Consider the following 13,279-nt stretch of genomic DNA (forward strand, 5'->3'; position numbering starts at 1 on the left):
AATAAAGAATACTTAAACATTATAAAAACCTCAACCAATTAACATATAATCAACCTTATGTATAAGTTTTAATAATTTTTTACTAACAAATTTGAAATCTTGTTGCTAGTTATCGTAAATAATTTCGCCGTGGACAATTCACTAAAGATTTCAAAATGAAAAAAATAATACTAATTACACTTTGCTTGGTAAGTATTTTAGGATACTCACAAAGCAAATCCGGTTTAAAAGGAAGAGTTTTAGACGAAACAAGTCAACCTTTACCTGGAGCTACTATTAGCATTCCTTCTTTACAAGTTGGGTTTTCTACCGACTTTAATGGAAATTATGAACTTTTAAATATTCCTGTAGGAAATTACGAGGTTCAAATTTCATTCTTAGGTTATCAAACCTTAACAAAAACTATTACGCTCACAAACAATATTCAATCTAAAAACTTTTCGCTAACACCTAAAATAGATAGGTTGGATGAAGTTGTTATTAAAGGAAGTATTGGGAAAGGGCAAGCTAAAGCCTTAAATCAACAAAAAAACAAAGAGAATATAACCAACATTATTTCTGCCGATCAAGTAGGAAAGTTCCCTGATGCCAATATTGGTGATGCTTTAAAACGTGTTCCTGGTATTTCTATGCAAAACGACCAAGGAGAAGCTAGAGATATTGTTATCCGTGGGTTAGCCCCTCAATTAAACTCTGTAACCTTAAACGGTGACAGAATTCCATCTGCTGAAGGAGATAATCGTAGAGTTCAAATGGACTTAATTCCTTCAGACATGATTCAAACTATTGAAGTTAACAAAGCAGTAACTCCTGATATGGAAGGAGACGCTATTGGTGGCTCTGTTAATTTAGTTACACGTTCTGCTCCTACTACTTTTAGGGCTTTCGTTGCTGGTTCTTACGGACAAAATCATGTAAGAAATACGCCTAACTATAACGTTTCTGCATTAGTTGCCAACAGAGCTTTTAAAGACAAACTAGGCTATGTAATCAATGCTTCATACAACTCTAACGATTATGGTTCAGATAATGTTGAGTTTGAGTGGGAAAAAGAAAACAACAAAACATACATTGGTGAACACGATATTAGACGTTACGATGTAAAAAGAAATAGAATGAGTGTTTCCGCCAACTTAGACTGGACACCTGACAACAACAATACACTTTTCTTTAAATCAATGTACAATCAGAGAAACGACTATGAAAACCGTTATAGAGTGCGTTTTAGAAAAATAGACGAACCAGATGCTACAGGAGTATCAAAAGCTGAAGTACGTCGTCAAACTAAAGGAGGTATCAACAATGATACGAATGACAACACACGTTTAGAGCGCCAAAGCACTTACAATATATCTGTAGGTGGAGAACATATTATTTTCGGAAACATTAAGTTAAACTGGAAAACAGGAACTGCCAAAGCTAAAGAAGAACGTCCAGACGAACGTTATATTAGTTTTGAGAATGATGACATTGAAGTTATGCAAGACTTCTCGCGAACAAACTTCCCTGTATTACGACCAACAAACAATGACTTTAACGAACCTTCAGCTTTTGATTACAAAGAAGTAACTCAACAACAAGGATTTACACAAGAACGTAAAATCAGTTCTAATTTTGATATCTTGGCTCCTATCAATGCTACAGGAGCTTACAAAAACTCTTTAAAATTTGGTTTTAAATACAAATACAAAGAAAAAGTAAGAGACAATAGCTTTTATGAGTATGATTTAGAAGATCAATTTCCGACCATGAATACTACCACTACTAATGACTATACTATTAATGGTTATTTAGCAGGTGACGATTATAAATCAGGTCTTTTCGTTTCAAAAGAATTTTTAGGAAATTTAAACCTAACAGGTGGTGAACTTGTATTAGATGAATTTGTTCCTGAAAACTACGATGCTAATGAAAACATTTATGCTGCATACGGAATGTTACAACAAAACTTAGGTAACAACTTTTCTTTTATAGCTGGTGTAAGAGTTGAAAAAACAACAATAGATTATAACGGTTTTGCCATTGATGTTGAAACAGCTGATGATTTAAGTGATATAACTAAAACATCAGGAACTCGAAACTATACCAACTGGTTACCTAACCTACAAGCTAAATACAATATTGATAAAAATACTATTGTTAGAGCTGCTTGGACAAATACAATTGCTAGACCTAACTATTACGATTTAGTTCCTTATAGAAACATTAATAGTGATGATATTGAAGCTGAGTATGGAAACCCTAATTTAGACCCTACTGAAGCAATGAACTTTGATTTAATGTTTGAACACTACTTTAGTAATGTCGGAATTATATCAGCTGGAGTTTTTTATAAAGATTTAGATAAATTTATTTACAATTCAGTTACTGAAGAACCAATTACCGTTGGGGGTATTACAGAAACTTATGATGTTACACGACCTTTTAACGGAGGTACTGCCGAAATTTATGGTTTTGAAGTGGCTTTACAACGTAAATTAAACTTCTTACCTGGCTTCTTAAGAAACTTAACAGTGTATGGTAACTATACCTATACAGACTCTAAAACAGATGGTATTGCCGACAGAGAAGATGGGTTACCTTTGGCTGGTGCTGTTAAAAACATGTTTAACGGATCGTTAGCCTATGAAAGTTCTAAACTATCCATTAGAGCCTCTTTAAACTTTGCTGATGATTACATTTTTGAATACGGAGATGATGCTTTTACAGATGTGTTTTATGACGAACAATTGTTTGTAGACCTAAATGCTTCTTACCGTATTACTAAAAACTTACAAGTCTTTGCTGAAGCAAAAAACTTAACCAATCAAGAATTACGCTTTTACCAAGGAGCAAAGCATCAAACAATGCAAGCTGAGTTTTATAACTATAACTGGAATGCTGGTTTAAAATACAATTTTTAAGAATGAATAATGTATACAAAATAACACTTACTTGCCTTATTTTAAGCGCTTGTAAAGTTGAAAAAATAGTCCATCAAAACCCGCAAGCAAAACCAGTAGTAGCTTTAGTTGCTGATGCTGAAACAGACCCCGTAACTTCTTTTGACGATGCTGCTGATGACCCGTGTGTGTGGATAAATCCCGCTGATGTAACAAAATCAACCATAATTGGCACAAACAAAAAAGAAGGTTTAGAAGTTTATAATTTAGAAGGAAAACGTTTGTATTCCTATAAAATAGGACGTGTAAACAATGTTGATATTCGTGATGGATTTTTATTAAACGGAAAAGAAGTTTCGGTAGTTACCGCTAGTAATAGAACCTACAATACTATTTCTATATTGATTGTAAAACCAACAGGTGAATTAGAAGATGCTGCTGCACGAAAAATAACTTCTAACTTAAAAGAGGTTTATGGTTTAGGAATGTACAAGAGCCCTAAAACTAACAAATTTTATGTTTTTATGGTTGGTAAAAAAGGCGGTGTTGAGCAATGGGAATTGTTTGAAAACAACACTCAAATTGATGCCAAATTAGTCCGTGAATTTTCATTAGGAAGTCAAGGAGAAGGTATTGTTGCTGATGATGTACATGCCAAAGTATATATTGGAGAAGAGAACAAAGCCCTATGGAAATATGATGCAGAGCCTAATGCTTTAAACAACCGTGTAAAGGTTATCAGTACCAAAGACTTGAATATGAAAGATGATTTTGAAGGTGTTACCTTATACGACGCTGGAAACGGAAAAGGATACATTATTTTATCCTCACAAGGAAATAACAGTTATGCTGTTTTCGATAGAGTTAGCAATCAATACCTAGGAAGCTTTTCATTAAAAGACGGTACTATTGACGGTACCTACGATACGGACGGAATTGATGTAACTTCTGTTAATTTTGGTACAAAATACCCTAAAGGATTCTTTATTGCGCAAGATGGTGCTAATACCCAAGGTAAAGACAGTTTACATCAAAATTTTAAGATCATTGACTGGCAAAAAATTTCTAAAAGTCTACATTTAGATTAGTCAAATTAGTGTATTTGTTGTGTAATTTAAAAAGCCTTTTGGTAAAACCAAGAGGCTTTTTTAATGCTAATAAAATTAGCTTAAAATATAGTCTTGAAAAAACACCTTGATGTTTTTGTAAAAACGTCAAGGTCTTTTTTGTAAGTCTTCTTAGTGTTTTGTTTTTATAGGTTGTTAAGTGTTAGAAAAGTAGCTGTTATTTTGGAGGATAATTATTAATCACTTTACCAATTACTTTTTGAAAATGTAATTTCTTTTGTTCTGGTGTTGCTTTTTCTCTTATTTCACTAGTAGCAATTCCTTGCCATATTAACTGGTTGTCTTTACTTTCAACAAAATCAATGGTTAATTGCTGATTTATTTTTCTACTCTCAATAGGGATACCTCCTGAAATTCCAAAACCAACATTTCTTCCTCCACTTCCTAAGCCAACACCTATCGTATTTCTATTAAGAGACTCTCTTTCTTCAGCTAAAATATTAATATACATATCAGGGGTTTCAGTTAATCGCATCCCTTTGGCTTCCAAAGCAGCCGTTATTTCATAAGTGACTCTTTTTGCATCCAACTCATTTAAACCTTTACCTGCATCTTCAAAAAAATTAAAGGTTTTATACTGACTAAAATCTGTTTGACTATCGTAGTCATATACTACTTTGGAAGAGGCACAACCAATAATAACTAACAGAAAAAAATATTTGTAATATTTCATATATAAATTCTTTACAGTGTGTTTAATCAAAAACTATACCTTATAAAAATACAAAAAAGCCTCGCGTAAACGAGACTTTTTCTAAGGTTAGTTAGTTGATTTTTATTTAACTGCTTTTAACGCATCAATATTTCCATATCCAAACTCTGAATGTTTGTTCGGATAAAAATCAGCGGATTCTTTCATTTTTTGTAAAACTTGTTCTCTTGACCAACTTGGATGTTTTGCCCATACTAACGCTGCAATACCAGCAGTTGTTGCTGTTGCTACAGATGAACCTCCTACATAATTTGCTTGTCCATCATAATAACTCAATACAGGAATTTTATTATCCGTTCCGTTAGTACGTTGCATTTGTACCGTAAAATCAATTTGCGATCCGGTATGGCATACATCACACTTACTATATTGTCCTTCTTTAACTCCTGTTACCGCAACAGTTTCAGACATACTTGCTGGAAAAATTACTCCATACCAAGTAGTAAACGAAGTAGATGTTCCTCCTGCTGCTAAAATCATCTTTCCTTTGCTATGTGCATACTTTACTGCATCCGATACATTACCAATACTAAAAGGAGAACCTAATGACATAGAAATAACTTTTACATCACTTCTATTTGCCAAGGCTGTTAACGCCTCTACAATACCTCTTTTTTCATGATAATCATCAATTACTACATTTTCAACAGCCCTATACGTTACTAAGTTTGCATTGTAAGCAACCCCTACAGGTAAGTTGTCATTATTTCTTGGAGCAGTCGCTACTGCAGCCATTTTGGTTCCATGACCACACTTATCGTTTACTCCATCATAATTATTAGACCAAGCCCACCAAGAATCCACAAATGTTCCATATTTCTGAACTGTTCTTCCTGATGAATATCCATCGTTAAAATATTGATTCATCCATTTTTGTTCTGGTGATAGACCTGAATCAACTACTGCTACAGTAATTCCTGACCCAGTACTGTAATTCCAAGCTTGTGAAATATTGTGTGCATCAAAAGACCATGGTAATTTAGCTCCTGGTGCTACTGTTCTATAATCATTGGTGCTTAAAGTAGCCGTACCATAGCCACATCCTGAAGAACCTGATGAACTTGACTTAGCTTGTGCAGTAGACTCTAAAAAACTATAACCTCCCGGTTCTATATAACGAACTCTACTATCTTTTAATAAGACATTTATTGTTTCCTTGTTAGTAACTCTAATATCTAATACATTAATATTTTCATTTACATACAGCTCCGTTTCTCCCTTAGCAGATGTTGATTCAAAGCTTTTTACTAATGCTATTAACTCATCTTTTATATTAGTACTTTCTTCACTTTTTTCATAGTTATTTTTTGAAGTACCGTACCCTATAGTCAAGATATTTTCTCCATGATTTACTGCACTCCATATAGTATGAGCATCTTGTGACATCCATTTGAAATCTCCAGTTTTTTGTAAAGATTCCTTGATTTTTGAATTAATTTCTTTTTTGGTAAGTAAATCTTGATCTTGTTTTATGTCTAATGTTTCATCATTATTAGAACATGAAATCATAGTTAAAACAACCGTTAGGCTTAAAAGTATTTTTTTCATTCTTGAAGGGGTTTAGATTAAATTTTTTCGAATATAGTAAAATTTTAATACAATTTTAACACTTTAAATAATTTAACATACACATAATTAACGTTTTATTAAAAACACAACATCTAATCCCAATAAAAAAGGAGCTCATGGCTCCTTCTTTACTTTAAGTTTTCAATATGTTTACTCCATCTTTACTCTAGTAGGTGTGTCTTTTCCTTCAATAATACTTTGAGTTCCTCTAGCAACTGCTTTAACAGTTTCTGTTAATACAGTCATATTTAACGTTTCAGCTTCATCTGTTACTTTATGATAATCCGCATCGATATCAATCGGAGTGGTTGAAAATGTATGAGATGGTACACCTAAACGTGCTAGAGAAGCATTGTCTGATCGTAAGAACAATTGAAATTTAGGGTATGGATCTGGAAATAACTTATATCCTGACCCTTCCAAGTTCTTCTGAATTATTTTACCAAAATCTGATTTATCAAAACCAGTTAACCATGCTGTTTTTGGTCCTGTTTTAGGTTGTTTCCCTATTAACTCTAAATTAATTCCCGCTACAAACTTATTCGCATCAATTCCTTTTCCAAAATACTCAGAGCCTACCAACCCCATTTCTTCAGCAGTAAAACATACAAACAAAATACTACGCTCATTGTTTCCTTTTTTAGCATAATATTCAGCCAATGATAATACACCAGTAACACCAGAAGCATCATCATTCGCACCATTAAAAATTCGATCTCCTTCCCCGTCTTTCTTTACCCCTAAATGATCGTGATGTGCAGATACAATAACAAACTCATCTTTTTTAGACTTCCCTTCTAACAAGCCTATAATATTACTCATCTTGATTCCTTTATACTCAAAATTTTGGCGATACGTAGTTAATGTATCAAAAGTTTTTAAACCAATTCTTTTGTATTCATTTTCTATATACTGAGTTGCTTTTTCCATTCCCTCAGTACCTGGTTTTCTACCTTCCATTTCATCTGAAGCAAGTGTATATAAGTGTTTTCTTACTAAAACAGAATCAATTAACTCTTCTTTATTTTCTTTTTTCTGAGTTACCTCAACAGTATTCATAGCAACCTCGCTACTAGTATTTTTAGTTTGCTTACACGACAGTAAAATTGATACACTTACAAGTGCTAATGGATATAAAACTTTTTTCATTCTTTATTTATTTAAAAGCCTAAATATAGCCAATTTAATTTCTTAATTTTGTTGAAAATTTTTAAGGATGGCTTTAACTGATATTCCAAACATAAAACATACTGATTCAAACAACTTTTTTTTACTTGCTGGTCCTTGTGCCATCGAAGGAGAAGATATGGCAATGCGTATTGCTGAAAAGGCAATTACCATTACTGATAAATTAGAAATTCCTTATGTATTTAAAGGAAGTTTTAAAAAAGCGAATCGTAGTAGAATAGATAGTTTTACAGGAATTGGTGATGAAAAAGCATTAAAAATTTTACGTAAAGTTTCTGAAACTTTTAATGTTCCTACCGTAACCGACATTCATGAAGTTTCTGATGCTGAAAAAGCTGCTCAATATGTAGATGTATTACAAATTCCTGCTTTCTTAGTTCGTCAAACCGATTTAGTAGTTGCTGCTGCTAAAACTGGTAAAGTTGTGAATTTGAAAAAAGGACAATTTATGAGTCCTGAAGCTATGCAACATGCTGTAAAAAAAGTTCATGATGCAGGAAATAAAAAAGCGTGGATAACTGATAGAGGTACGATGTTTGGGTACCAAGATATGATTGTTGATTTCCGCGGAATTCCTACGATGCGTCAATACGCTCCTACTGTGTTAGATGTTACCCACTCCTTGCAACAACCTAACCAATCTACTGGTGTTACTGGTGGGCGTCCTGATATGATTGAAACCATTGCTCGTGCTGGTGTAGTAAATAATGTAGATGGTTTATTTATAGAAACACATTTTGATCCTGCAAATGCAAAAAGTGATGGAGCTAACATGTTACACCTTGATTATTTAGAAAGTTTGTTAACCAACTTGGTTAGCATTAGAAAAACTATTAATAATTTATAGGCACAGTTTTTGTTTCATACAATTGTTTTTAATTCATATATGAAACAACTTCTTTTTTTATTCTTTCTAGCTACTACCATCTTAAGTGCACAAGACTTTTCTTTAATTGAAGAGAAAGTAAATGGGTATTCTAAATTTAGTAAAGTAGAACGTCTAGCTCAACAGATAGCAAGCGATTTTAAAACTGAAGAACAACAAGTACAGGCTGCGTTTTATTGGCTTGCCCATAACATACAGTATGATTTAGATGCATACTATCGTCCTAAAAACAAACGAATTTCTTTTAGATATAGGAATGAGCAAGAGAAATTAGCAAAGCTACAGGCTATAAAAGACGATATTGTTAACCAAACTCTATTAACTCGTAAAGCAGTTTGTGAAGGCTATGCACAAACTTTTGCTAAAATATGTACTATACTTCAAATTGAAAACGAAGTTATAAAAGGGTACATCAGAAATTCATCAAATGATATAGCTAATCCTAAAATCAATTCCAATCATGCTTGGAACGCTGTTAAATTGAATGGAAAGTGGATTTATATTGATGCCACCTGGGCAGCTGGAGTTGTAAATAATAATAGATGGCAACCTTTATTTAATGCTTACTACTATAACATTCCTAAAGAAAAATACTTTAAAACACATTTTCCAGAAAAAACACTTTGGCAGTTAAGAGTTGGTAGAATGGGGAAAAAAGACTTTTACAATCAGCCTATTTACGATGCTTCTTTTTTACAATCTGACCTAGAGCTAATTTCACCTTTAAAAGGGATATTAGATAAAAAAGCTACTATTGAACTAAAAATTAAAAACATACACCCTAATCAATCAATATTCTTAGGCTATAGTGGATATAGATATGCTGTAAAACCAGATAAAATATCTACTAAAAATAATATTACTACAGTTACAACAACTCCACTTGACAATAGCAAACAGTTATTTTTAATTATAGATAAAGAGGTTATGCTTGAATTTTTAATTGAATAACAATATTTTCTTCTTTTGATTTATTAAAGTAAATTTCTCTGTAATGATTTAAAAGAAAATCGACAAAGGGTGAAAACAAATTAACATTACATGAAAAAATTTTACACCCTCCTATTCTTTTCTATTTTATTGGGAATTTCAATAACCTCTTACGGTCAAGGTCTATATGATGGCTTTACTCCAAAGAAAAATAGTTTATCTATTACTACTTCTTTTACCAAAAGCGAATATGAAAAATTTTATCTAGGTAAAACTAAACAAAACGCTACTCCTGTTCATGAAAAGATTAATCAGAATATTTATTCTCTTTATGCAAAATATGGTATCACTGATCGACTTTCAGCTATTGTAAGCATTCCTTTTATTGATGCTACAAATACTAGTAATCAACCAGACCCTGTAAACGGGTTAACCTCTATCTCTGAAGTTCAAGACATTTCAATAGCTTTAAAGTTTAATGCGCATAAGTTTCAGTTTAAAAGTGGAGATTTAAATATTATAACAGGTATTACTACCGTTATTCCTACAGGGTATGAGCCAAACGGAATATTATCTATTGGTAACGGAGGCTTCGGATTTGATTTAAAAGCTGGTTTACACTTAAACACAAACGTTGGCTTTTTCTCTACCATTTTTGCAGGTTACAACTTAAGAGGAAATGCTGATAATAATTTAACTCCTGGTGGTGACTTTGGTGTTCCTAATGCCTTTACCACTACTGGTAAAATTGGTTATGCTAGTAGCTTTATTTATGTAGAAGCTTGGGCAGATTATTATAACTCAGAAGAAGGAGTAGATATCGGAAGCCCTTCATTTAAAGGTAATTTCCCTGAAACTGATGTAGATTATAAGAGTGTGGGTATAACTGTTTATAAAAATATTCTTCCTAAACTAGGAATTGGAGCTGGTTACGGTAAAGTAATAGATGGTAGAAATATTGGTGAATCTTCTACTTACTCTGTAAGCCTAACGTATAATGTCCTATAATCAAACACAATTAGATAAAAAAAAGAGCTTTTAAAAAAAGCTCTTTTTTATAGATATTCTTTAACAAGATTAGTGACGTTATAAATTCAATTAGTTAATCTTTCCTCCAAAAACCTTTATGATTGTGTTTTGCTACTTCTCCTATAACTTGTAGTAGTATTTCTTCATTAATTTCTTCTATTGATGAATAACGAAGTGATTTTACAACTGCTCTTCCTTCTGAAACTAAAAAAGTATCAAAGTCCTGTAAAATACCTTTTGCCCAAAATCCAACGTCAACAAATCCTTTTTTATGGGATGCATTTATATAACATAATTGCTTACCATTAACATAATATACTGGAATTTTCCATTTGTATTTTAATTCTAAATTTTGAAAATTCCCTTCTATCAGTACTTGTAAATGCAGTAAAATAGACTTGAATGGTTCTGGCTGTTTAAGTATGTATTCTTCGGCTGGTTTCATTCTTTCAAAAATACATCAAATTTTTATTTGTATGTTTCATAAAATTAAGTTTACTTTGTTTTTCAAAGTTCTTTAAAAATGAGTTCAGAAGATTATTTAAAAGACATATCAGAAATTAAAAACTTAATGAATAAATCATCAAGATTTATATCATTAAGCGGCTTGTCTGGTATTTTAGCAGGAATTTATGCTCTAATCGGTGCAGCTTATGCCTATTGGTTAGTCAATATTAATTCTAGTGGTTATTTGATACTAGATGGAAAAACTTTCCAAATGGTCATCCTTGATTTATTGTTAGTTGGCTTTTTGAGCATTACTACCGCCATTTTTTTAACTACGAGAAAAGCTAAAAAAAACGGTGAAAGAATTTGGGATGCTACCACAAGAAGGTTATTATTGAATTTCCTTATTCCTCTGGTTTCTGGAGCTATCTATATCATTATTATTTTAGGACATCAGAAATATGGACAAACTGGGGCTTTGATGTTACTTTTTTATGGCTTAGCATTGATTAATGCTTCAAAATATACTGTAGGTGATATTAAGTATTTAGGGTATACTGAAGTTGTTTTAGGACTTATTGCTGCTATGCTTCCCGGTTATGGTTTTTGGTTTTGGGTTCTAGGGTTTGGAGTTATGCATATTGTTTATGGTACTGTCATGTATTTTAAACACGATAGAAAATAAGCACTATTTTCGTACTTTAAAATTTATCTTTTTTGAAAAACATTATTCTAAATATAAATAAAGCTTTTGATCATAGAATCAGACTCGGAATTATGTCTGTTCTTATGGTTAATGAATATGCTGAATTTACTACATTAAAAGAATTATTAGGTGCTACAGATGGTAATTTGGCAAGCCATACCAAAGCCTTAGAAAAAGTTGAATTTATTAGGATAGAAAAACAATTTATTGGTAGAAAACCCAATACAAGATACTATGCTACAGAGCTTGGTAAGCAAGAATTTAAAAAACATATTGACGCTTTAGAAAAACTAATTAAAAATAAATAAAAACTAATTTTTTTATCATTAAACTTTGAAATTCAAAGTTCTTTTAAAAAAACAAACTATGGAAATATCAAACAAACAAAACGGAAGATTCGGAAAGTGGGTAAAAACATCAATTACAGCTAGGATGCTAATGATTGGATTTTTAATTCTCATTCTTTTAATTCCTTTATCTTTTATTAAAAGTTTAATTGTTGAGCGAATGAATCGACAGCAAGAAGTTGTACAAGAAATCAATCAAAAATGGGGTAAAGAGGTCTTGCTATATGGTCCTATTTTAAAAGTTCCGTACAAAACTTATAAAGAGAAATTTGTTAGAAACCAAAAAACAAAAGAAACTCAAACCGAGATTGAAGAAAAAATCAAGTATGCCTACTTTTTTCCGAAGAAACTAAATGTGAAATCTTCTATAAACCCTGAAGAGAAAAAGCGTGGTATTTATAAAACAGCAGTATATAATAGTAAAATAGATATTGATGGCAGTTTTACAACACCTGATTTTAGTGAAAAAGATATTAATGAAAAAGACATACTTTGGAACAAAGCTCGCTTAATTATTAAAACTTCTAATTTAAAGGGAGTAAACAATTTAGTTGAAATAAAACTGAATAAAAACAACTACGCTTTTACTTCTAAATATGAAGATGATGCTAGTAATGAAAAAGCCTACTACAACTATTTAAACCTTCATAAATTAGAAAGTAAATTTTTAAATGAAGAAGACCTTCCTAAAAAATCAGACACGAACTTTAATCTATCACTAAGCATCAATGGTAGCAAACAAATTCGTTTTATTCCTATCGGAAAAGAAACAACTGTTCATATAAATTCTGACTGGAAAACCGCTAATTTTATTGGAGAATACCTTCCTTTTAACTCCGACAAAATCTCTGATAATGGTTTTGATGCCAGATGGAAAATATTAGATATTAACAGACCTTTTTCTCAGCAATCTTTTACTGGAATTCCTAACTTAAAAGAATATGCTTTTGGTGTAAACTTCATGATTCCTGTAGATGAATACCAAAAAAGTGAACGATCTGCTAAATATGGCTTTATGGTTATTGGGCTTACATTCTTAATTTTCTTTCTAATTCAAACAATGAGTAAAATATCCATTCATCCCTTTCAATATTTAATGATTGGTGTTGCCTTAACCATGTTTTATACGTTACTTATTTCTATTTCTGAACACAGTAGCTTTTTAAAAGCTTATTTAATAGCTTCGATAGCTGTTGTATTGCTAATTTCTTTGTATTCTAAATCCATTTTAAAAAGTAATAAATTTCCTTTATTTGTTGGAGCTTCTCTTACCACATTATATGCCTTTATTTTTGTAATTATTCAACTAGAAAATTATGCTCTTTTGGTAGGTAGTGTAGGATTGTTTATAATTCTTGCTTCAGTGATGTATGCTTCAAGAAAAATAGATTGGCAAAACGGTTAATTAACAACAATAAATAAGCAAACTATTATATTATGTAATAGTTTGCTTAAT

At 31.7% G+C, this 13,279-nt stretch carries 12 protein-coding genes; 8 read left to right on the top strand and 4 right to left on the bottom strand.

All coding sequences use genetic code 11. The features are described from left to right. Positions 1–155: 155 nt before the first annotated feature. The gene (locus NH341_RS06075) at positions 156–2,903 is read left to right on the top strand and encodes a TonB-dependent receptor (RefSeq protein WP_253055999.1); all 2,748 of its coding nucleotides are present in this window, start codon (positions 156–158) and stop codon (positions 2,901–2,903) included. Between the two features lie 2 nt (positions 2,904–2,905). Next, a complete protein-coding gene (locus tag NH341_RS06080; RefSeq protein WP_253056001.1) occupies positions 2,906–3,970 on the top strand; it encodes a phytase in 1,065 nt (354 codons plus the stop codon). A 196-nt stretch (positions 3,971–4,166) separates the two neighbouring features. Here NH341_RS06080 and NH341_RS06085 read toward each other — a convergent pair whose 3' ends face one another. The 3 genes from NH341_RS06085 to NH341_RS06095 all read right to left on the bottom strand — a co-directional run bounded on the left by NH341_RS06085 (position 4,167) and on the right by NH341_RS06095 (position 7,439). Then, the gene (locus NH341_RS06085) at positions 4,167–4,682 is read right to left on the bottom strand and encodes a DUF4136 domain-containing protein (protein ID WP_253056003.1); all 516 of its coding nucleotides are present in this window, start codon (positions 4,680–4,682) and stop codon (positions 4,167–4,169) included. 102 nt (positions 4,683–4,784) lie between these two features. Beyond that, a complete protein-coding gene (locus NH341_RS06090; protein ID WP_253056005.1) occupies positions 4,785–6,269 on the bottom strand; it encodes a S8 family serine peptidase in 1,485 nt (494 codons plus the stop codon). A gap of 171 nt (positions 6,270–6,440) precedes the next feature. Further along, entirely contained in the window at positions 6,441–7,439 is a 999-nt protein-coding gene (locus NH341_RS06095) for a M28 family peptidase (RefSeq protein ID WP_047789871.1), read from the bottom strand. Between the two features lie 67 nt (positions 7,440–7,506). Between NH341_RS06095 and kdsA the strand changes: the two genes are divergently transcribed. The 3 genes from kdsA to NH341_RS06110 all read left to right on the top strand — a co-directional run bounded on the left by kdsA (position 7,507) and on the right by NH341_RS06110 (position 10,302). Then, complete coding sequence (gene kdsA, locus NH341_RS06100) at positions 7,507–8,325, top strand: 3-deoxy-8-phosphooctulonate synthase (protein WP_159613108.1); 819 nt, start codon at positions 7,507–7,509, stop codon at positions 8,323–8,325. 39 nt (positions 8,326–8,364) lie between these two features. After that, complete coding sequence (locus NH341_RS06105; protein ID WP_253056007.1) at positions 8,365–9,315, top strand: transglutaminase domain-containing protein; 951 nt, start codon at positions 8,365–8,367, stop codon at positions 9,313–9,315. Positions 9,316–9,405: 90 nt separating this feature from the next. Beyond that, positions 9,406–10,302 (top strand): hypothetical protein, encoded by an 897-nt coding sequence (locus NH341_RS06110; protein WP_073181474.1) that lies wholly within the window; start codon positions 9,406–9,408, stop codon positions 10,300–10,302. A 94-nt stretch (positions 10,303–10,396) separates the two neighbouring features. Here NH341_RS06110 and NH341_RS06115 read toward each other — a convergent pair whose 3' ends face one another. Further along, a complete protein-coding gene (locus NH341_RS06115; RefSeq protein WP_159613114.1) occupies positions 10,397–10,768 on the bottom strand; it encodes a DUF1801 domain-containing protein in 372 nt (123 codons plus the stop codon). A gap of 78 nt (positions 10,769–10,846) precedes the next feature. Here NH341_RS06115 and NH341_RS06120 point away from each other — a divergent pair, with 78 nt between their 5' ends. The 3 genes from NH341_RS06120 to creD are packed head-to-tail and all read left to right on the top strand — an operon-like array spanning position 10,847 to position 13,228. Continuing rightward, on the top strand, positions 10,847–11,455 hold the full coding sequence (locus NH341_RS06120) for a hypothetical protein (RefSeq protein ID WP_047789876.1): 609 nt from the start codon (positions 10,847–10,849) through the stop codon (positions 11,453–11,455). A gap of 32 nt (positions 11,456–11,487) precedes the next feature. Beyond that, positions 11,488–11,784 (top strand): transcriptional regulator, encoded by a 297-nt coding sequence (locus NH341_RS06125; RefSeq protein ID WP_047789877.1) that lies wholly within the window; start codon positions 11,488–11,490, stop codon positions 11,782–11,784. 58 nt (positions 11,785–11,842) lie between these two features. Then, complete coding sequence (creD, locus tag NH341_RS06130) at positions 11,843–13,228, top strand: cell envelope integrity protein CreD (RefSeq protein ID WP_253056009.1); 1,386 nt, start codon at positions 11,843–11,845, stop codon at positions 13,226–13,228. The last annotated feature ends 51 nt before the right edge of the window (positions 13,229–13,279 follow it).

It is taken from the genome of Tenacibaculum sp. XPcli2-G (assembly GCF_024124505.1).
In the GTDB taxonomy this organism is placed as follows: domain Bacteria; phylum Bacteroidota; class Bacteroidia; order Flavobacteriales; family Flavobacteriaceae; genus Polaribacter; species Polaribacter mesophilus.